The sequence below is a fragment of the Actinotignum urematis genome, from assembly GCF_051264595.1.
In the GTDB taxonomy this organism is placed as follows: domain Bacteria; phylum Actinomycetota; class Actinomycetes; order Actinomycetales; family Actinomycetaceae; genus Actinotignum; species Actinotignum timonense_A.
This window is the reverse complement of the sequence record NZ_JBOZBG010000008.1, coordinates 43241-63853: the sequence shown is the minus strand read 5'-3', so window position 1 is coordinate 63853 and position 20613 is coordinate 43241. Positions and strand designations below refer to the sequence as shown.

Genomic DNA, 20613 nt, shown 5'->3' with positions numbered 1-20613 from the left:
CGCCCGGTATTGCTTACCCGGCGGCCACGCGAATTCGCGAGGCCGCTACGGCGGTTTAAGAGCGAGTTTTTGAAGGTGCGGGTTTATGAGGGGAGGCCGCGCGCACGGTGCGTGCGCGCGGCCTCCCGATCTCACGTGCTACTTAGCGAACCTCGAACTCGCGGATCTTCTTCGGTTCCAATCCCACGGGTTCCTCGGGGATTTGGCCAGCGTCAATGCGCTTGCGGAACACGGAGTATGCCCACACCGTGTAACCGAGGACGATCGGAACGAAGATGAGTGCCGCAATGGTCATGATGGTTTGCGTTGGCGCGGTGGCCGAAGCCTGCGCGATCGTGAGGGAGTAGGCCTCGTTGATCGACGACTTCATGACGTAGGGAACCATCATCGCGAAGATGGTGGATACCGCCCCGGCAATCGCCGCGAAGTGCAGCCCGAAGGCCAGAATTTCGCGGTTGGCCCAGGTGGCTACCACAGTGGCAATGAGGAGCAGCGCGCAGATAGCCAGCGGGATAATCGCCAGCACCTGCGAGCTGTACACAAAGTAGGCCCACAGCGCCCAGACCGCGGTGATGGCCGTGGAGATCACGGTGGTGCGCTTCGCCAGGTTAATGGAGCGCAACTGGAGTTCACCAGCCGTCTTAATCGAGAGCCACAGCGCGCCGTGGCTGAAGAAGAGCGAGAGGGTCACGAGCCCGCCCAGGATGGTGAAGGGAGTGAGCAGCGAGAAGAACCCGCCGGTCAGGTAGTGGTGGTTATCCGCGAGGGCTTCCCAGGTCACCGCATCGGGTGCCACGGCCACGAACTCACCGGAGGAGTAGTTGCCCACTTCGATTTTCATCCCGGCCACGAGGTTAGCGAAAGCCACCCCGAAGAGGATCGAGACGATCCACGAGACGATGCAATGCAGGGTGTCCCAGGTGTTACGCCAGCGCTCGGTGCGGATCATCTTGCGCCATTCCAGGGCGCAGATCCGGATAATGAGGCAGACGAGCACGAGGACAAGGGCGATGTACATGCCCGAGAACATGGTGGCGTACCATTCCGGGAACGCCGCGAAAGTAGCGCCACCGGCGGTGAGCAGCCACACTTCGTTGCCATCCCAGTGGGGGCCAATCGAGTTGATCATCGCGCGGCGTTCACGTTCATTACGCGCAAAGGTCTTGAGGAACATCCCCACGCCGTAGCCGAAGCCCTCCAGAGCGAGGAAACCAATCCACAGGACCGCTACGAGGATGAACCACAGTGTCATCAAAAATGTTTGTTCCATGAGGTCCTCCTAGTAAACGAAATTCGGGGTAGATTTCGCATCGTATTCGACGACCTTCTTGTGGGTATTGATACCCTCGCGCAGGTAGCGGCCCAGGAGCCACACCCACACCACGCCCAGTGCCGAGTAGAGCACCGTGAAGATCGTTAGCGAGAAGGCCACGCTGCCACCGTTGACGGAATGGGAAACACCCAGATCCGTCATAAGAAGCACGCCGTCGATTTGAGTCGGGTACACGATCCACGGCTGGCGGCCAATTTCGGTCAGGATCCAGCCCGCGGAGTTCGCCACGAATTGCAGCGGAATCATCCACAGCCAGAACTTACCCCAGCTTTCCGAACGCATGATCCGATCACCGCGCAGCACCCACAACCCGAGGGCCGCGATGAGGATGTCCAGCAATCCAACTCCGACCATCACGCGGAAGGAGTAGTAGGAGGCCAGAACATTCGGGGTGACCTGCTGATTTTCGAACGCGGTATCGAATTTCTCCACGAGTTCCGCATTGACGTTTTCCATCTGGTGGATGCGATCCCGCACCCGCTCATTAGCTTCGCTAATGGATTCCAGCCGCGATTCGGGGCCGGACCAGTGGTTGGTCATCATGAAGGATTCCAGACCGGGAATCGGCACGTAAATGGAGGTGGCGTCCTCGCAGCTATTGCCCCACATCACGAGGGACAGCTTGGCGTTTTCTTCACCCTGGCACACGCCCATCATGGCCGCGGCCTTGGGTGGCTGGATCACGCCGAGGTGCTGGCCCATGTAGTGGCCGGAGAGCGCGGCGATAATCGCGGCAACCAGGGTGACCTTGAGGCCGAGCTTGGCGGTGGGCTTCCAGTATTCGCGTGCCTCAACTTCATTGCCGGAGAGGCGAATAGAGCGGGCCATCCACCAGAAGGCGAAGCCGGCCACCACAACGCCGGCCAGTGTGAAGGCGGCGCCCATGGTGTGGAGGAAGGTGAGTACCCAGGTGGTATTGGCGAACAGCCCGAGGAAGCCCGCCATGCCGTCCAGCTCAGCGCGCCCGGTTTCCGGGTTGAAGACCGCGCCGTGCGGATCCTGCATGAAGGAGTTCGCGGCCAAAATCCAGGCCGCGGAGATCACGGTACCCATGGAGAAAAGCCAGATGGTCAGGTTGTGCATCTTGGGGGAGAGGCGGCCCTTGCCGAAGATCCACAATCCGAGGAACGTGGACTCCAGGAAGAACGCCAGGAGAGCCTCGAAAGCGAGCGGGGCGCCGAAGATGTCACCGACGAAACGCGAGTACTCCGACCAGTTCAAACCGAACTGGAATTCCTGCACGATACCGGTGGCAACGCCGAGCGCGAAGTTGATGAGCAGGATCTTGCCGAAGAAATCGGTAATCCGCTGCCACTTCGGATCGCCCGTTTTGCGGGCCTTAGTTTGCATATACGCAACGATGACAGACAGGCCAATGGTCAGGGGCACCTGAAGCCAGTGGTAGACGGTTGTAATACCGAACTGCCATCGCGCAAGGGTGATCGGATCCACCTTTTCACCTTTCCGATGTGTAACACGTGTGATCGCGCGTGGAGCGCTGCGGTGGTCCCGTAGCAGCGCGATCAATTTTTCACCCTCGATCCTACTCACCGCAGTGGCAATAAGAGGTATCGAACACGAGGGACTTTTGTCCGGCGCGGTGCTCATGTGCCATCTGGCACACAGGTTAGCGACACCTGTCAAAAAATAAGGACGAAAGTCCCGGCCGGCCTCATGTGGTGGCGATTGCGCGTTCCGCTGAGGCGCCGCCTTTGCGGAGATCTCGGGAATCTCCCAGCGCCGGTCGAGGTCTCCTCATGTAGAATCGGTATCAGTGTACCGGGCGCTACCGTATCGCCCCGGTGGTTTGAGGTAGTGAAGAACCTGGCCGGCAGATTGTGAGTGCCGGATATGCCCTCGAACGTGGATATGCTTGCGCGGCATTGGCCGCAATGGTGACAGGCCCGCACGGGATACGGGGTGCGCGCCCGTCGGGAAGTGTAGATGAATGGCGAAAGAAGCCACCGCGTCGGAGTACGGCACCGTGAGTGCGGCTGCGGCGAGTCCGTTTTTTATTCCGGTACCCGAAGAAGAAGCGGTGGACATCCCGCGCTTCCGTATTAATACGGATATTCCACTCTTCCAGGAACCCGACGCCGCCAACGCCATCCGGGTCACCTACCTCGTTGATGACGATTCCTCCAGCGGTGCAGATTCCGATTCCGGCGATAATTCTTCCTCCCGGCGCACCCGCCGGCGCGAACGTGGCGAGCATGATTCATCCGCCCGCACGCCTCGAAGTGCGGAGCACGACGACGCCGCCTCTGAAGAAGGCGAGCACGAAGAAACGGAAGGTGCTTCGGAAGCGCCCACCCGCAGGCGTCGTCGTAGCCTTTCTTCGGATGATGAAGTGGCAGCGCCCCGGGGCTCCACTCGCCTGGCCGCCAAGCGGGCCCGGCGCCGCGAAAACCGCGAGGGTTCAGCGCGCCGGCGCGGTTCCATTACGGAAGTGGAATACCTGGCGCGGCGCGAATCGGTCAAGCGTGACATGATCGTGCGTGAACGTGATGGGCTCAACCAGATCGCGGTGCTCGAAGATGATGTGCTCGTCGAGCATTACGTGGCGCGGCATACCCAAATTTCCATGGTCGGCAATGTGTACCTGGGGCGGGTGCAAAATGTGCTGCCCTCAATGGAAGCCGCTTTCGTGGATATCGGTAAGGGGCGCAATGCGGTCCTGTACGCCGGGGAAGTTGATTGGAAAGCCGCCGGGGTTACCGGGAAGAATCGCCGCATTGAGCAGGCCCTGAAATCCGGGGATACCGTGCTGGTGCAGGTCACCAAGGATCCTATTGGTCATAAGGGCGCGCGCCTGACCAGCCAGGTTACCCTGGCCGGGCGGCATCTTGTTCTTGTTCCCGGTGGGGATATGACCGGTATTTCGCGTAAGCTTCCCGATTCGGAACGCTCGCGGCTCAAGAAGCTCCTTAAAGAAATTGTGCCGGAAGATCACGGCGTTATTGTGCGTACCGCCGCCGAAGGGGCGAGCGCGGAACAGCTCCAGAATGACGTGGATCGCCTGACGAAGAGCTGGAAGGAAATTCAGCGCAAGGCCAAGGCGGCGAAAACCGCCCCGCAGGTGCTCAAGAGCGAACCGGAACTGGCCGTGCGGGTTGTACGCGATATCTTCAACGAAGATTTTGATTCCTTGCGTGTGCGGGGTGAGGATGCCTGGGAAACGATCTCCACCTATGTGGAAGAGCTGTCTCCCGAACTCATGGATCGGGTGAGCCGCTGGGATGATTCTCGCGATATTTTCGAGGCTTACCGGGTGGAAGAGCAGCTGGCTAAGGCTTTTGATCGCAAGGTGTGGCTGCCCTCGGGTGGAACCCTGGTTATTGACCGCACCGAAGCCATGACGGTTGTGGATGTGAACACCGGGAAATTCACCGGATCGGGCGGCTCGCTGGAAGAAACTGTCACCCGCAATAATCTGGAAGCGGCCGAGGAAATCGTGCGGCAATTGCGGCTGCGCGATATCGGCGGGATTGTGGTCATTGACTTTATTGATATGGTCCTGGAATCCAACCGTGATCTGGTGCTGCGCCGGCTCATCGAGTGCCTCGGGCGGGATCGCACCCGCCACCAGGTGGCGGAAGTGACCTCCCTGGGCTTGGTGCAGATGACCCGCAAGCGCGTGGGGCAGGGCCTCGTGGAGGCCTTCTCGACCGTTTGTGAGGCCTGCGAAGGGCGCGGCTATATTATTCATGATCACCCGGTGGAGGAAAACGAAGAACCTCACGCACCCCGCAAGCGCAAGGCGCGGCGGGAAGCCACCGCGCCGCAGCGCGAGGCGGCCGTGCAGATGATGAATTCCATCGCCGCTGCCGGGCATGCTGATGCGCAGCAGAAAGATAGCCAGGAGAAGGCGGACAACCAGGAGAAAACCGACAAACCCGCCGAATCACGGAAATCCGCGAAGCGGGAGAAGCCGGAAAAGTCGGAGAAATCTGAAAACTCGGAGAAGCCAGATAAACAGGACAAGTCCGAGAAGCAGCCGGCTACGCGGCGTCGTCGTACCTCGCGCAGCGCGGCAGCCACCGCGGATACCTCGAGCGCTACCGCTAAGGATGCGGCTGTCACGGGCGGCGCACGTACTACATCTGGTACCGCAACTAACGGAACCGGCACCGCAAGCACGGGCACCGCGCGTAAAACCGGCATGGTTATCTCCTCCGGCGTGGTGAGCCCCGCGCACGCGGCCGCTTCGACTAGTGCCCACGCAAAGACGGTGTCGCCGTCGTCCTCTATCCACACCGGATCGAGTGAAGCGGCTAACGGTACGCGTGGGGGTACCAAGCGGCGCGCCGTGGTTTCCTCCGGCCCTATCTCCACCGGAACCGGGGCGGGGGTCCTGAGCTTCCCGGCGAGTTCCCAAGGGTAAACCGGGGTGGTGGAATGCGCCGCGAACCTCAGGTACGTGGCGCATCCCATAGCGACACGGCCGGTCTCATGCGCAGTCTCACTTGTAAGAAAGCGGGTCAACGCAGTAAAGTAGATGGTCGGTGCTTAGGCACTCAGTCGTTTAAGTGCGCTGTCCAGCGCGAAAAGTAGCCGTAATCAACAGGAGCAAACGTGGTGTACGCGATCGTCAAGGCCGGGGGCCGTCAGGAAAAGGTTTCTGTCGGAACCGTCGTGGTTGTTGACAGGATGGAAGGTGAAGTCGGCGATACCGTCGAACTCGAACCCATCATGCTCGTTGACGGGGATAAGATCACCACGGCTGCCGATGGCATTTCGGCGAAGGTTACCGCGGAAATTGTGCGCGATGAAAAGGGACCGAAGATCTCCATCATCAAGTTCAAGAACAAGACGGGTTACCGGAAGCGCCAGGGGCATCGTCAGCCCCTGACCCGCCTCAAGGTCACCGGCATCCAGTAGGATCTGCCGCGTCAGCAGCTAGTTTTGAGATAGTAAGAAGGTAGACAGATGGCACATAAGAAGGGCGCCTCTTCCTCGCGCAACGGGCGCGACTCCAATGCCCAGCGCCTCGGGGTGAAGCGGTACGGCGGTCAGGTTGTATCCGCCGGTGAAATTCTGGTTCGCCAGCGCGGCACGAAGTTCCATCCGGGCAATAACGTCGGGCGCGGCAAGGATGACACCCTGTTCGCTACCGCAGCCGGGACGGTCCAGTTCGCTACCCGTCGCGACCGCAAGGTCGTTGACGTTGTGGCCCAGGCTTAAGGCGCAGCGGCCCTAGCGCCGCACGCACCTATGATGAGGGGTGGGGGATTCAACCTCCACCCCGTCATTCGTTAACGCGGGCGGGGCGCGGGCGTTCAGCTGTTTGCTACGGCGCCTTGCTGTTTGCGGCGGTACGGGCGTTCAGCTTTTCGCACCCGCACCGCGTTATCACTACAGGAAAAGGGGAGGGCACACGTGGCCTCGTTCGTCGATAAAGTGACCTTGCACCTGCGCGCCGGCAACGGCGGAAACGGGTGCGTTTCGGTGCGCCGGGAGAAGTACAAGCCTCTCGGAGGGCCCGACGGCGCCAACGGCGGCCACGGGGGCTCCATCATCTTTGAGGTCGATTCCCAAGAATCCACCCTTATGGACTACCACCACACCCCGCACCGCAGCGCGGAAAACGGCCAGCCCGGCGCCGGTGATAACCAACGCGGCAAGAACGGCGCGGACCTGATCCTCAAAGTTCCCGCCGGAACCGTGGTGAAAAACAGCGAAGGTGATGTGCTCGCGGACCTGGTGAACCCCGGGGATTCCTTCGAAGTGGCACGCGGCGGAGTGGGCGGCCTGGGGAATGCCGCCCTGGCCTCCCCGCGGCGCAAAGCGCCCGGCTTCGCCCTGCTCGGGGAAGCCGGTGAGGAACTCGATGTTGTTCTCGAATTGAAATCGGTGGCCGATGTGGCGCTGGTGGGTTTCCCTTCCGCCGGAAAATCCTCCCTTATCGCGGCCATGTCCGCAGCCCGCCCGAAAATCGCCGACTATCCTTTCACCACCCTTGTGCCCAACCTTGGCGTGGTGACCGCCGGGGAGGAACGCTACACCATTGCCGATGTACCCGGCCTCATTCCCGGCGCCTCGGAAGGGCGCGGGCTCGGCCTGGAGTTTTTGCGCCATATCGAGCGTTGCGCGGTGATTGCTCACGTTATTGATTGCGCCACCCTGGAACCGGGGCGTGATCCGCTCACCGATCTGGATACCCTGGAACACGAACTGGCCCGGTACGCGGCGAATATTCCGCCCACGGAAGGCCAGCTTCCCCTCACCGAGCGCCCGCGGGTGGTTATTCTCAATAAAATCGATGTTCCGGACGCGCGGGAACTCGCCGAATTTGTGACCCCGGAGCTGCGCGAACGCGGCCTGGATGTTTTCGCTATCTCCACCGCTAGCCACGAAGGTCTGCGCGAGCTTTCCTTCTACCTGGCGCGGGTGGTGCGCGAAGAAAAGGCCAATCGTGAGGTTACCGAAACGGTGCGCCCGGTGCTCCATCTCACTCGCGAACGCGATGACCGTTTCACCATCGTCAAGCGGCGCGACGGCATGCAAGAGTTTTGGAATGTGCGCGGGCGCCAGCCCGAACGCTGGGTGGGGCAAACGGACTTCGCCAATGATGAAGCGGTCGGGTACCTCGGCGAGCGCCTGCACCGCCTGGGCATTGAAGATGAACTGGCGCGCCTGGGTGCGGTGCCGGGCGATATGGTGGTGATTGGTCCGCCGCAGACCGGCTTCGTTTTCGATTGGGAACCGACCGTTGCCGCCGTCGCCGAAATTTACGGGCCGCGCGGGCGGGATATCCGGGTGGAAGCCGAACGCTCGCGCCCCACCCGCCGCGAAAAGCGCGCCGATTTTTACGAGCGTATGGACGCCAAAGAGGAGGCCCGGCAGGAATTGCGTTCCGAGCGGGAGGCCGGCATATGGACGGACCCGCAGGCAGGCACCCCGGAAGGGGACTAAACTATCCTGCGGTGTCCCGAAGCATCAGATAAGAAAGAGTGACTCGTGTCCGGTACCTCATCCGCCCCGCTGACCCGGCGTGACTGCCTTGAGAACTCCCGTCGAATAGTCATCAAAGTTGGTTCCTCCTCCTTGACCGGGCCGGACGGTGCCCTGCACCAGGAAACCCTCGATCTTCTTGTTAATACCATCGCGGAGGTGCACGCCCGCGGAGTGGATGTGGTGCTGGTGTCCTCCGGCGCGGTGGCGGCCGGCATCGGCCCGCTCAAGCTCGGCCGCCCGCGTTCCCTGCGGGAAAAGCAGGCTGCGGCGATGGTGGGCCAGTCCCGCCTCATGGCCGCCTACGAAGAACGTTTCGAAGCGCATGACATCAGCGTGGGGCAGGTGCTCCTCACCGCCTCCGATGTCACCAACCGGCGCCACTACGCCAATGCGCTCACGGCCATGCGCACGCTCTTGCGTTTACGGGTAGTTCCGATTGTTAATGAGAACGACGCCGTGGCCACCGACGAATTGCGCTTCGGTGACAATGACCGGCTAGCCGCGCTCACCGCCCACCTGGTAGGAGCTGGCACCCTGATATTGCTCACGGATGTGGATGGCCTCTACACCAAACCACCCAGCGAACCGGGAGCCACCCGCATTACCGAGGTGACCAGCGAAGATGACTTAGCAGGACTGCGGATTACCGGACGCGGCTCCGCGGTGGGAACCGGGGGAATGCGCACCAAAGTAGCGGCTGCCGAGTTAGCCACCTCGGGCGGGGTCGGCGTGATTCTCACCCATGTCGATAATGTGCAGCGCGCCGTGGCCGGCGACAACGTGGGAACCTGGTTCGTGCCGAGCACCAGACACGTTTCCGCGCGCGGGCGCTGGATGGAATTTGCGGCGCGAGCCCGCGGCCGGGTCACTTTGGACGACGGCGCCGTTGCCGCTATCACCGGCAACCACGCATCCCTCCTCCCGGTGGGAGTCATCGGGATCTCGGGCCGCTTCGCCGCCGGGGACATCGTGGAATTATGCGATGGGCACGGCGAGGTTATCGCCCGAGGCCTGAGCGCCTACAGCGTCGAGGAACTCATTGAGCTGGTCGGTAGCACCCGGGCACGCGGTAAGAAGCCGGTGGTGCACGCAAACGATATCGTGCTGCTCGGTTCGTAGCGTGCTTCAATACTGAGCCGGTGGCGCGCGCAACGCGCGGGCAATTCTGTGTTTCGCCTTACTTTACGGACCTGTAACTATGTGGAAGCTGCATAAAGTTTCACGGCGGGCGCGGCTCAGGATTATTATTTGCGCTGGTCATCGGGTTATTTGCGCACAAGCTAGCGAAATATTACATCACAGTGACTGAATAGTAATCTGAATAATTGAATAGTGACTTGCGCAAAGAACCGTCGTGTTCGTCTTGCCTATTGGACAATAAAGATCTAGCGTTATCGCAAGTGCTTATATAGCACCCTCGCAATCGCTCGGAACTACCCGAGCCGACGAAGAACGGAGAATTCGATGTCGCAGTTTGTCACGCTCCAGGATGTCACCTCTAGCATGCTTGCCGACTATCGAATTACCAAGGCGCATTGGCGCCGCTGGCATCACCACTTTATGAGCGCGCGCCTTCTTGCGCCGGCCAGTGCCCCCTCTGCCCGTCTTCGTCCTGATAGTGAGTACTAATGACCATCCAATTGACCACCCTGTGCACCACCACGAATGAGGAAGTTTTAAGAGAAACATTTTTAGGAGTCGATCTCTCGGCGCTCGGCGGCGGGGAGAATCTGTGCGGCGACGGCGCAGCCGTGCGCCCAGCCCACGGGGCGTCCATCGCCCACCTGGCCTCCTGCGCCGATGCGGCCTGGAAAGGCGGACTCGATTTCGTCCAGTTCTCCGGGGAATTTGTGCTTCCCGGCTCCCGGGTTGCCTCCGCAATGGAAACGGCAAGCCGCTTAGGGCCGCGTGCCCGCGGTGATATCGCGGTGGAAGTGCCTGCTACCTCCCAGGCCCTGCGCGAAGCGGTCGCCCGAACCCAGCAAGATACTTCTGATACTCCGGCCCTGGTGAGCCTGCCCATCACCCCGGCAACGGACCTTGCGGCCCTGCGCAGCGACGTGGAAAATGCGATTGCGGCCGGGGTGCGCCTCATGCCGCACGTGCGCGCCGAAGATGTTCCGAATCTGAATCTGCGCGCGATCTGCGGTATTTCGCCGATGATGCGCCTCTCCGCTCCGGATGCGCACCGTGCCCGCGAGGCCCGTTTCGCTTTGCGTACGGCGGCGGAAGAATACGATACCGACTTGCAGGTCCTCCTCGATATGACCGTTATTATTTCGGCTACCCGCACCGCGGCCCGCGAGCGCCTCTTCCTGGTCCAAGCCCTGGGCGGCCCGGACTTCTCCCGCAGTGCTCACGTGGTTGGAACCGTATACGATGTCGCGGATACCACCGAGTCCTGGCTGGGCATGGGCGCGGCAGATGGCATTATTTACCGACCCACCTCCATCCGTACCGATTTAGCCTCGCTGGTGCGCGGAGTGCTCCCGGTCCTCTTTGGCCGGGCAGAGATTTCCTAAGCTGTACTGAGAGTAGCGGGGCCTTCCGAGAGTCGCGGAGTTTCCCGAACACCACGAGGGGCGAACTGGAATTGACCAGTTCGCCCCTCACGCGCATGGCGCCTCCTGGATGGCGCAGCAGGCTAGCGCTTACTCAGCCTTCTTCGCGGAATCCTCGGCTTCGTGAGCGGCAAGACGAGCGCGAATCTCATCCATATCCAGCTCCTTGACCTGCCCGATGAGATCCTCCAGCGGGCCGGCCGGCAGTGCCCCGGCCTGCTCAAAGACGCGGATGCCATCCCGGAAAGCCATAATGGTGGGAATCGCCTGAATCTGGAAGTGTGCGGCGAGCTCCGGGCTATCTTCGGTGCTCACCTTGCCGAAAGTAATATCGGGGTGCTTTTCAGAAGCCTTTTCGTAAATAGGGCTGAAAGCACGGCACGGACCGCACCAGCTCGCCCAGAAATCCAGCAGGACAATGCCTTCATGCACGGTATCGTTGAAGTTTTCCGCGGTGACAGTAACGGTTGCCATGGTTCTCCTCGAGTTAGTGGAAATCTCGCTACCTGCAACGCGCCAAGCGTGAGCGCTATTCCCATGAGATGGACCGAATATATACGAGTGGCCGCGTGCTGTATAAGCGAAGCGGCAGCCTGCCCGTTGAGCCCATCGGCTTTTCCTATTCGGTAACGGGCGCCTTCCTGGCCTAAAGTAGAGACTATGACCGCAACGTTAACCGAGGGCGTGGCTGATGTGGCCCGCCGCGCGCGCCAGGCGGCGCGTTCTTTGCGGGGGGCGCAAACCACGTCAAAAAATGACGCCCTTCGCCGTATCGCCGCGATTTTGCGCAGCGAAACCGCCCGTATTGTGGAGGCGAATGCCCAGGATGTGGCCCGGGAAAAAAGCCGGCTTTCCCCGGGCATGATTGATCGCCTCCTCCTGAATGCGGAGCGCATCGAAGGAATTGCCCGGGCGGTAGAACATGTGGTGGGTTTGGCCGACCCGGTGGGTGAAGTGGTACGCGGTTCGCGCTTAGCTAACGGGATGCGTTTGCGGCAAGTGCGGGTGCCCATGGGCGTGATCGGAATGATTTATGAGGCCCGGCCCAATGTCACGGTCGATGCGGCTACCTTGGCGCTCAAAGCCGGATCCGCGGTGATTTTGCGCGGGGGGAGTGCCGCCATCCGCACCAATGAAGTGCTGGTGGAACTCATGCGCCAGGCGGTAACGGAGGCCGGTTTCCCGGCCGACTGTGTGCAGACCATTGATGCTTTCGGGCGCGCGGGCGCCGTCGAACTGATGAAATTGCGCGGCCTGGTGGACCTTGTTATTCCGCGCGGAGGCGCCGGCCTCATCCAGACAGTCGTGCGCGAATCCCTGGTCCCCGTGATCGAAACCGGGGTGGGCAATAATCACGTGTACGTAGATGCCAGCGCGGATGTGGAGCGGGCTAGCGCCGTCGTCGTTAATTCGAAAACGCATCGGCCCAGCGTCTGCAATGCGGCCGAAACACTTCTGGTCCACGCGGATATCGCACCGCAATTTATGCCGCGGATTTTGCGTGAACTTTATGAGCGCGGCGTGACCTTGCATTGCGATGCGGCCGCGCAAAGTTTCGCGGGGGATATTCCCACGCAGGCCGCAACGGAAGAAGATTGGGCCAAGGAATATTTGGCGCTGGAGATGGCCGTCGCGGTGGTGCCTGATATTGAGACGGCGCTCGCGCATATTTCCCGCTATTCGAGCGGCCATACCGAGGCTATTGTGGCCGAGGATCAGCGTGCTATTAATCGGTTTACCTCCGAGGTGGATTGCGCGGCGGTCATGGTTAATGCTTCGACGCGGTTCACGGACGGTGGCGAATTTGGGCTGGGCGCGGAAATTGGTATTTCTACCCAAAAATTGCATGCGCGCGGGCCTATGGGTCTGGAAGAAATGACCACGACGACGTGGATTGCAGAGGGCGAGGGGCATGTCCGATAAAGACGAACCGGTGCAGATTCCTTTCGACGAACGCAAGCACCGGCGTCGGCGGATCGGGGTGATGGGCGGAACTTTCGACCCGATTCACCACGGTCACCTGGTGGCAGCCTCGGAAGTACAGCATCGTTTCGGGCTGGACGAGGTGGTTTTTGTGCCCACCGGCCGCCCGGCTTTCAAGCAGGGGCAGCACGTGAGCCCGGCCGAACACCGCTATCTCATGGCGGTTATCGCCACCGCCTCGAATACCCGCTTTACGGTATCGCGGGTGGATATTGAGCGGCGCGGACTGACCTACACCGTGGATACCCTGCGGGATTTGCGTGAGGTCTACCCGGATGCTGATCTGTACTTCATTACCGGAGCGGATGTTATTCCGGAAATTTTGCGCTGGAAGAACGCCGAGGAACTGTGGGGGATGGCGCGTTTCATCGGGGTGACGCGCCCCGGGCACAATATTGACGTGTCCGCGCTGCCCAAACATGCCGTGGAAATTGTGGAGGTTCCCGCTATGGCGATTTCCTCCACGGATGTGCGCGAGCGGGTGAAAGCCCACGAGCCCATCTGGTATTTGGTGCCCGAAGGCGTGGTGCAGCACATCAGGAAATACAAACTTTATGCCCAGCGCGAGGCACCGGGTAAACTTGACAAAGGACAGTCGTGCCGAGAGGAGAAGAAATGAGCGAGGGCGGGCGGCGCCTCACACGCAGCGAGATGCGCGAGCGCGGACTCCTAAAACCTCTCGAAGAAGGCGAGGCTTCGCCGGTAGAAGAATTGCGGCGCACCCGTGATATTCCGGTGGTGCGGGCAACGCGGCGGCGCGCCATTCTGGCCGAGCGTGCCGAAGCCGTTGAGGCAGCTGGGGCGGCTGAGGAAGCTGAAGTAGCGGCGCCCGTGCTCTCAGGGGAGCGCATCTCCGTTTTCGACCGTTTCGAAGCCGATACCGAGGCAAGTATTGGCGAAGAAGAACACTCGCTCATCCCGCCATTTGCTGACTCGGCACCAGCTGCCGCGGCGGCTCCTGCCTCGCAAGTGGCCCCGGAATCGGTATCGGCTTCCGAGCCGGCTCCGGAACCGGACGTGGCAGCGGAGTTTTCCGAAGGCGGCAGCCTGCGCGAACGTTTACTCGCTCGCACCCAAAGCGATGCTTTGCGCGCCTCGGTTACGGAGCAGGAACCGGCGCCTGCGGTAGGAGAAAATACCGGGAACGACGCCGCAGCGGCGTTCTCGCCCGCTTCCGTTCCCGCGGCGCAGCCGGATCCGCTCGCGCACGAATATGTGGACGAAGATGAACTCGACGACGAATCCTCCCCGCGCCGCTGGACGATGACCATGCTGCTGCTCATTGTTATTAGCGTGGTGCTCGGCCTGGTTATCGGATTCTTCTTCCTCCAGCACGGCGCGCAGGCCGCGCCTGGTGATCTTGTGGCATCCAGCATTACCCCCAATATCAAGGAGATCTTGTGACAGCTTCGGACCGCGCGATTGAGCTCGCCCGTATTGGAGCCGCGGCAGCGGCAGAGGTGAAAGCAACATCGATTGAAGCTCTCGACGTTGGTGAGCGTTTCGCCATTTCCGATGTGTTCCTTATTATTTCCGGTGATTCGGAGCCGAAAGTGCGCGCCATCGTGGATCGCGTGGAGGAGAAACTCGACGACGCCGGCGGGCAACGCTTGCGCCGCGAAGGACTCACTTTCGACCCGCGCTGGGTGCTCCTGGATTACGGCGAACTGATCGTGCATATTCAGCGCGATGAGGACCGTGATGATTACGCCCTCGCGCGCCTGTGGGCCGATTGCCCGCATGTGGATCTCCAGCTAGATGATGAGGCTGTTATTACCGGAGCGCAAGCACCCGCGGCGCCGGAGGGCGCTGCGGAATCCGAGGAACCAGGGGAACCAGGGGAACCCGGGGACTCTAGGGACTCTGAGGCGGCCGGTGCCGCTGAGGTAGATGCATGAGTGCAGATCGCATCCTGCTCTGGCGCCACGGCCAAACTGATTACAACCTGGCCTGGCGAATCCAGGGCTCTACAGATATACCCCTCAATGCGGTAGGCCTGGGCCAGGCACGTTACGTGGCTCCCTATATCGCCGCTGCTGGCCCGGCGCGTTTCGTGGCATCACCGTTGCAGCGCGCCTATGCCACCGCTCTCGAGGCTGCCAAGCTGGTGGGCCTCGAGGTGGCAACCGATGCGCGTCTAGAAGAGCGCTGTTTTGGGCTTTTTGAGGGCTTGACCCGCACCGAGATTGCCGAACGTTACCCGCGTGAATTCGCGCAGTGGCGGGCGGGGGAGGAACCCGTAGGTGTCGGCGTGGAAACAAAGGAACACGTCGGCGCACGCGTGGCCGCGGCGATTAGCGAAGCCAGTGAAGATATGGATGGCGGCCTGCTGGTTGTGACCGCGCACGGCGCGGCGATCACCTGCGGACTCGGGGTGCTCCTCGGGTGCGGGGCGCAATGGCAAGGCCTGGGCGGCTTGGATAACTGCCACTGGGCCATGCTGCAGCGGCGCAAGAACGCGGACCCGCAATGGCGCCTCACCGGCTTCAACCGTTTCCTCGCCGATGAGCACGATCCGGTGAAAAACTTTGAGGTGGAAGGACCGGAAGGCTAAGCACCCACCTGCAAGAATGCGATGCTCGACACAAAATCCGGTTCCGATTTGCCAAGCGTTTCTTCTCCGACTAAAGTTCTATAAGTCGCTTGGGGCTATGGCGCAGTTGGTAGCGCGCTTCCATGGCATGGAAGAGGTCAGGGGTTCGAATCCCCTTAGCTCCACCACTGGGAATTTACTATTCCAATGCACAGTAATCTGATAGTTTTTACGGCTGTCCAGTTCGTTCTCCATCACGTCTGCTCTCGCCGAATGAGCCGGCTATTTACTCTATCTATGTGCCGCTAGCCAGGCTTAATGCTCGGCAGACCTCGTATCAAGAACAGCGCCGGGTATAAACGCGAGAACTGTCGCGCATACCGGTGGCGACTAAACATTCTCCCAACCGTTGCTTTCCCTATTTTGCGGCGGTAATGTCTTGTACATGAGAAATTCAACAGGTGTTGAATCCGTGTTGAGGGTACGGAATCTACATATTCGCCGTGGTACAACCTCAGTTTTACGGGGCCTGAATTGTAACTTGTCGCGCGGATCCATTACCGGCCTTTTAGGGCCCTCCGGGTGCGGCAAAACCACGCTGATGCGCGCAATCCTGGGCGTGCAGCAGATCACCAGTGGCTCCATAGATATTCTTGGGCTTCCCGCGGGAGCAAAGGCTCTGCGGCATAAAGTTGCATACACGAGCCAATCACTGTCGATATATCCAGATATTAGCGTTCATGATAATGTCGCCTACTTTGGCCGACTGGTTGGGGCCAGCGGCACCGATGTTGCGCAGGCCATCAGCCGTGTGCAGTTGAACGACTATGCCTCCCGGCCAATCACGAAATTGTCCGGAGGTCAAGCAAACCGTGCCTCGCTTGCCTGTGCTCTGGTCGGCCACCCGGAGGTACTGGTGCTTGACGAACCGACCGTCGGCCTCGACCCGATTACCCGCCAGGAGCTGTGGCAAGTATTCCGAGGTTTTGCTGCCGAAGGGGTTACTTTGCTTATATCTAGTCACGTCATGGACGAAGCCTCACATTGCGACGAAGTGCTGTTCATGCGCGAAGGCGAGTTCTTGGCACAAGAATCTATCGAGTCAGTTCAAGCTCGGACCGGCACCGATAATCCGGAGGAAGCTTTTCTCGCTCTCATTAAGGAGTCAGAATGAGTGTCACCCCAGCCGTTCGCAAGCCTTCGCCATTCGCAACCGTTGCTCGTATTATTTGCCAGTTGAAGGCCGATCCCCGCACTGTCGGCCTGATCTTGGTGGTACCTGCTCTGCTGTTGACGCTGCTCTATTTCGTATTTGTCGATGTTCCCGTCGCCCCCGGCCATACGCCTCTCTTCAATACGATTGGCCCCATCATGCTCGCGGTCTTGCCGATGCTGCTGATGTTCATCGTCACCTCGGTGGTCATGCTCCGTGAGCGGACATCCGGCACGCTCGAGCGCGTCCTCACCACCCCGCTGAGCCGATGGAATCTGATTGCGTCGTACGGGGCCGTGTTTGGGTTCTTATCCGTTACCCAGTCGTTAATCCTCGCGGTTCTAGTTTTGGGGCCGATGGGTGTGGAGCTCGCGGGACCGTGGTGGGGGCTCATCATAGTGGCACTACTTGACGGCCTGTTCGGTGTCGCCTCTGGTTTGTTGGCAAGCGCCTTCGCTCGCACGGAGTTCCAAGCCGTGCAGTTCATGCCTGTTTTCGTTGCCCCTCAGATCTTTCTTTGCGGTCTCTTCGTGCAAAATGAACACATGCCTGCCGTACTGGCCAAGGTCGCCGATGTGCTCCCGATGACGTGGGCTGTTGATGTAGTTCGCCAGACCCTGGAAACCAGCTCGCTATCCTCCGATTCATGGCTTCGTATCGGACTTTTAGCCGGAGTCATCCTTCTTGCCTTATTGCTCGCCTCGGCAACCATGCGAAGGAGCACGAAGTGACTGAAACGTCCAAGAGCGCCCAAACACGCAAACGCCTACTGGACGTAGCAGAGGAGCTTTTCTCGCAGTTTTCATTCGACTCTGTTTCGGTACGGAAAATAGCGGGCAAAGCTGGCGTAGACGCATCGTTGATCAATCACTACTTTGGCTCGAAGGAAGGACTCTTCAACAAGGTTCTGGATCGTATTGTCCAGCCGCGAGAAGCCGTCACGCATATCAGCAGTCTGCCCAAGGAGCGATGGGGATACGAAATCGTGCGTTACGCAGACACAATGTGGTGCTCCCCGTCAGGAAAAGCCATTCTTGCGTTGTTTCGACGGGCAATGGCAAGCAGTCCACATGTGCTACACAAGGCGGCGGAGACGCTATTAATAGATCGCATCCTCAAGCACCTCGATAGCCCCGACCGTGAACTACGCATCTCGCTGGTGCTCAGTCAGATGGCGGGAATCATAGTCGCGCGGTACATCCTCACAATCGAACCTCTCGCCAGCTTGACTACCGACGAACTCGTATCTCTCGTTGGCCCCACGATTCAGCGCTATCTCACAGGTGAACTGTAGGCTAATAGGCTTTCGTATTTTCACCCGATTCATGCACTCGGTTACTATCGTTGCTATGAGCACAGCGGAATTCACCATCCCCAGGAATGAGCGCTAATGCCGCGCCATCAGCTGGGAGTAGTGGACGCCTCCGGGCACATCACCTATCGCGAACGCGACTTCGCCCGGCCCACGAATATGCTTTTCGACGTGGACGGCACCCTCACGGACGCTAGCTCGCGGGTACTCCCGGAGAATATCCGCGCCCTCCAACAGCTCCACGCCGCTGGCATCCCGATTACCCTGGCCACCGGGCGCATCATCGCCGGGGCGGCCGCTATTCTCTCGGACGCCGGGGTACCCGGATGGGTGGTGGCCGAAGGCGGCTCCATCGTCTGGGACGGGCACGCGGTAGTGCGCCGTCACCCGCTCGGCAGCGCTGCCTATGCGCGCGCCGTTCGCTTCGCGGAGGAACACCGCCTCGGCATAGTCGTCAATGGCAGCGAGAGCGTCGTCGTACAAAGTTTTGGGGCGCCCCTGTATGAGGACGTTATGTGCAACGCTTCCGCGGGGCGGGAACCGCTCCGCGGCGACGTCGCCGGCCTTGCGGCCGATACCATCACGAAACTCTCCTTCTCCGGAACTGAAACTGAACTGGACCGGCTCCGTGGACTCTGGCAGGAGGCGTTTCCCGGGGCGGTGCGCGGGCACGCGAATTTTGTTGATGTGGTGGCTCCCGGGGTGACCAAGTGGGAAGGAATTGAGCTGGCGCTGCGGGCGCGCGGGCTGGACGCAGCACACACCTTAGGGGTGGGGGACTCCGCTAATGACATTCCCTGGATGCGCGAAATAGCGCAGAGCTGTGCAATGCCGCAGGCCAGCGCCGAAACTAAGGCCGCCGCCCGCTGGATTCTCCCCGAGGGTCCCGCGCCGGTTGCCGATCTGGTTGCCGCGGTGCTGCGGTGATATTTGCCGAGGGTCACTATTTTGCGTTTGAGTGAAGTATTGGAAACTAGCTCACATATCCACTATGTTATGGGGTATGAGTCACAATATTAAAGGAAGTGCGTTACCGCATGTGGTCATCGTCGGCGGTGGCTTTGCCGGTATCCAAGCGGCACGTGGCCTTCGCGAGGCACCCGTGCGGGTAACGCTCATTGATAAGAATCCGTATACCACGTTCAAGCCGCTGCTTTTCCAAGTGGCTTCGGGCGCTCTCAACGCGGGGGATATTACCTACAACCTGCGCGCATTGCGGAGCAAGCAGAAGAATCTGCGTTTCGTGCTCGGGGAGCTCCAGCACGTGGATACGGATAATAAGATCATCGAGCTCGATGACGAGCGCACGATGGCTTATGACTACCTCGTCCTCGCCACCGGTGTGAGCGCTGCTTACTTCGGTATTAAGGGCGCCGCGGAGCACACCTTGCCGATGTACACGCGCGATGAAGCGCTTCAGGTACGCGACCGGCTCTACGGGCTGCTGGACGGCATGGATGCCGCCGAAAATCCCGGGCCGTTCCGGGTGGTTGTGTGCGGTGCGGGCCCCACCGGCGTGGAAACCGCCGGCGCCATTGCCGAACTGCGTAATTTCGATTTCGAGACGCTCTATCCCAGCATCGATACCGAGCAATTCGAGATCATCCTCGTGGATATGGCACCCACCGTCCTCGGGCCTTTCGATGAGAAGAGCCGTAACGCCGCCCACCGCGCTCTCGAAGATCGCGGCGTGAAAGTGCTCCTCAACCAGGCCGTTTCCGCGGTGGAGGACAACCGCATCCTGGTGAAGAACACCGAGACGGAAGAAGAAGAGTGGATTGACGCCTCGCTGATCGTCTGGTCCTCCGGAGTGGGGGTTCCGCCCGAGGTCAAGGAATGGAGCGTGCCGCAAGGGGCGCGCGGGCGCATCCAGGTGAACGAACACTTCCAGGTGGAAGGGGTCGACGGCGTTTTCGCTGCCGGGGACGTTGCTGTGAGCGGAGAACGCGGGCTTCCGCAGCTGGCCCAACCTGCTATCCAGGGCGGGCGGCATATCGCCAAGGTCATCTCCAATAACCTGGCGGGCAGGGAAACCGAGCCTTTCGAGTACTTCAACAAGGGCACCATGGCCACCGTGGGTGTTGGTTTCGCGGTCACCGAAATTCCGCATCTGCCGGCCATTACCGGGAAGTTCTCCTGGCTCATGTGGAATGCCCTGCATATCCAGCAGCTCCAGTCCGGGCGGGAAATGTTCGCGACCTTCGCCAACCTCGCCTCGAAGTACTTCCTCTTCCCCAAGCGCCACGATGTGATCGTGGGGGATATCCATCCCTTCTCGCGGCGAGCACGCCAGGGGACCTTAAGTGCCTCTCCGAAGCTGGATAGCGAAGAACTGGAGAAGGTCGGAGCGTAGGGCACTGCGGTGATATCCGTAGCGCGGTGCTGCAACTAGCGGCGTTGCCACTAACGGTAGTGCCACTAACAGCACTGCAACTAGCGGTAGTGCCGCGCCGATCCGGAACGTAGCGGGCCGGGGGAGGGCGACCTCAAGATTTTTCTGTCGTAACCTCATGCCATCATTCAGGTATGAATGAGATACTGCCAGAAGATGTCCAGGTAGCCCTATCCCTCGGCCCGCCCTCAGGTCCTGTATTAGATCTGTCCTATTCGCGGTGGCCGCTACGGATAGCTACGCTTAGTTGGTACCTACCCGCCTCCGGTGGGTAGTGAGATGAATACGCGCGTTTCCACTTTCTTGGTATTTTAAGTGTGAAGTGCCTC

General features: G+C 60.4%; 19 protein-coding genes and 1 tRNA gene. 17 read left to right on the top strand and 3 right to left on the bottom strand.

Annotated elements, in window-relative coordinates:
* Positions 1-142: 142 nt before the first annotated feature.
* Together cydB and ACRQDJ_RS05270 are read right to left on the bottom strand one after the other, a co-directional pair.
* Entirely contained in the window at positions 143-1270 is a 1128-nt protein-coding gene (gene cydB / locus ACRQDJ_RS05275; protein WP_087070878.1) for a cytochrome d ubiquinol oxidase subunit II, read from the bottom strand.
* A gap of 9 nt (positions 1271-1279) precedes the next feature.
* A complete protein-coding gene (locus ACRQDJ_RS05270) occupies positions 1280-2785 on the bottom strand; it encodes a cytochrome ubiquinol oxidase subunit I (RefSeq protein ID WP_284903404.1) in 1506 nt (501 codons plus the stop codon).
* Positions 2786-3281: 496 nt separating this feature from the next.
* On the opposite strand from ACRQDJ_RS05270, the gene ACRQDJ_RS05265 reads away from it, so the two are divergent.
* The 6 genes from ACRQDJ_RS05265 to ACRQDJ_RS05240 all read left to right on the top strand — a co-directional run bounded on the left by ACRQDJ_RS05265 (position 3282) and on the right by ACRQDJ_RS05240 (position 10812).
* Positions 3282-5717: an Rne/Rng family ribonuclease gene (locus ACRQDJ_RS05265; RefSeq protein ID WP_435717864.1), complete on the top strand. Its 2436-nt coding sequence runs from the start codon at positions 3282-3284 to the stop codon at positions 5715-5717.
* A 191-nt stretch (positions 5718-5908) separates the two neighbouring features.
* Positions 5909-6214, top strand: coding sequence for a 50S ribosomal protein L21 (gene rplU / locus ACRQDJ_RS05260; protein WP_016442902.1), 306 nt, complete (start codon positions 5909-5911; stop codon positions 6212-6214).
* A gap of 48 nt (positions 6215-6262) precedes the next feature.
* Entirely contained in the window at positions 6263-6517 is a 255-nt protein-coding gene (rpmA, locus tag ACRQDJ_RS05255; protein WP_026429451.1) for a 50S ribosomal protein L27, read from the top strand.
* 195 nt (positions 6518-6712) lie between these two features.
* The gene (gene obgE / locus ACRQDJ_RS05250) at positions 6713-8248 is read left to right on the top strand and encodes a GTPase ObgE (protein WP_087070876.1); all 1536 of its coding nucleotides are present in this window, start codon (positions 6713-6715) and stop codon (positions 8246-8248) included.
* A 45-nt stretch (positions 8249-8293) separates the two neighbouring features.
* On the top strand, positions 8294-9409 hold the full coding sequence (proB, locus tag ACRQDJ_RS05245) for a glutamate 5-kinase (protein ID WP_284889070.1): 1116 nt from the start codon (positions 8294-8296) through the stop codon (positions 9407-9409).
* A gap of 509 nt (positions 9410-9918) precedes the next feature.
* Complete coding sequence (locus ACRQDJ_RS05240; protein WP_284903402.1) at positions 9919-10812, top strand: hypothetical protein; 894 nt, start codon at positions 9919-9921, stop codon at positions 10810-10812.
* Positions 10813-10941: 129 nt separating this feature from the next.
* On the opposite strand, the gene trxA is transcribed toward ACRQDJ_RS05240, so the two are convergent.
* On the bottom strand, positions 10942-11325 hold the full coding sequence (gene trxA / locus ACRQDJ_RS05235; protein ID WP_435717863.1) for a thioredoxin: 384 nt from the start codon (positions 11323-11325) through the stop codon (positions 10942-10944).
* Between the two features lie 186 nt (positions 11326-11511).
* On the opposite strand from trxA, the gene ACRQDJ_RS05230 reads away from it, so the two are divergent.
* The 11 genes from ACRQDJ_RS05230 (at position 11512) to ACRQDJ_RS05180 (ending at position 20245) form a co-directional block, all read left to right on the top strand.
* The gene (locus tag ACRQDJ_RS05230) at positions 11512-12774 is read left to right on the top strand and encodes a glutamate-5-semialdehyde dehydrogenase (protein WP_284903401.1); all 1263 of its coding nucleotides are present in this window, start codon (positions 11512-11514) and stop codon (positions 12772-12774) included.
* Positions 12764-13453, top strand: coding sequence for a nicotinate-nucleotide adenylyltransferase (gene nadD, locus ACRQDJ_RS05225; protein ID WP_035277256.1), 690 nt, complete (start codon positions 12764-12766; stop codon positions 13451-13453). Before ACRQDJ_RS05230 ends, nadD begins: the two co-directional genes overlap by 11 nt.
* Positions 13432-14238, top strand: a complete 807-nt coding sequence (locus tag ACRQDJ_RS05220; protein WP_435717862.1) for a hypothetical protein — start codon at positions 13432-13434, stop codon at positions 14236-14238. Before nadD ends, ACRQDJ_RS05220 begins: the two co-directional genes overlap by 22 nt.
* On the top strand, positions 14235-14732 hold the full coding sequence (gene rsfS, locus ACRQDJ_RS05215; protein WP_284903396.1) for a ribosome silencing factor: 498 nt from the start codon (positions 14235-14237) through the stop codon (positions 14730-14732). Before ACRQDJ_RS05220 ends, rsfS begins: the two co-directional genes overlap by 4 nt.
* Complete coding sequence (locus ACRQDJ_RS05210; RefSeq protein WP_284903395.1) at positions 14729-15388, top strand: histidine phosphatase family protein; 660 nt, start codon at positions 14729-14731, stop codon at positions 15386-15388. The genes rsfS and ACRQDJ_RS05210 overlap by 4 nt, the downstream gene beginning before the upstream one ends.
* 91 nt (positions 15389-15479) lie before the next feature.
* Positions 15480-15555: transfer RNA gene (locus ACRQDJ_RS05205), tRNA-Ala, on the top strand.
* A gap of 257 nt (positions 15556-15812) precedes the next feature.
* Positions 15813-16541, top strand: coding sequence for an ABC transporter ATP-binding protein (locus ACRQDJ_RS05200; protein WP_434736377.1), 729 nt, complete (start codon positions 15813-15815; stop codon positions 16539-16541).
* The gene (locus tag ACRQDJ_RS05195; RefSeq protein WP_284903392.1) at positions 16538-17311 is read left to right on the top strand and encodes an ABC transporter permease; all 774 of its coding nucleotides are present in this window, start codon (positions 16538-16540) and stop codon (positions 17309-17311) included. Before ACRQDJ_RS05200 ends, ACRQDJ_RS05195 begins: the two co-directional genes overlap by 4 nt.
* Positions 17308-17874, top strand: a complete 567-nt coding sequence (locus tag ACRQDJ_RS05190) for a TetR/AcrR family transcriptional regulator (RefSeq protein ID WP_284903390.1) — start codon at positions 17308-17310, stop codon at positions 17872-17874. Before ACRQDJ_RS05195 ends, ACRQDJ_RS05190 begins: the two co-directional genes overlap by 4 nt.
* A 96-nt stretch (positions 17875-17970) precedes the next feature.
* Entirely contained in the window at positions 17971-18819 is an 849-nt protein-coding gene (locus ACRQDJ_RS05185) for an HAD family hydrolase (RefSeq protein ID WP_284903388.1), read from the top strand.
* A 76-nt stretch (positions 18820-18895) separates the two neighbouring features.
* Positions 18896-20245 carry an NAD(P)/FAD-dependent oxidoreductase gene (locus ACRQDJ_RS05180; protein ID WP_284903386.1) on the top strand — a complete coding sequence of 450 codons (1350 nt, stop codon included), beginning with the start codon at positions 18896-18898 and terminating at the stop codon, positions 20243-20245.
* The last annotated feature ends 368 nt before the right edge of the window (positions 20246-20613 follow it).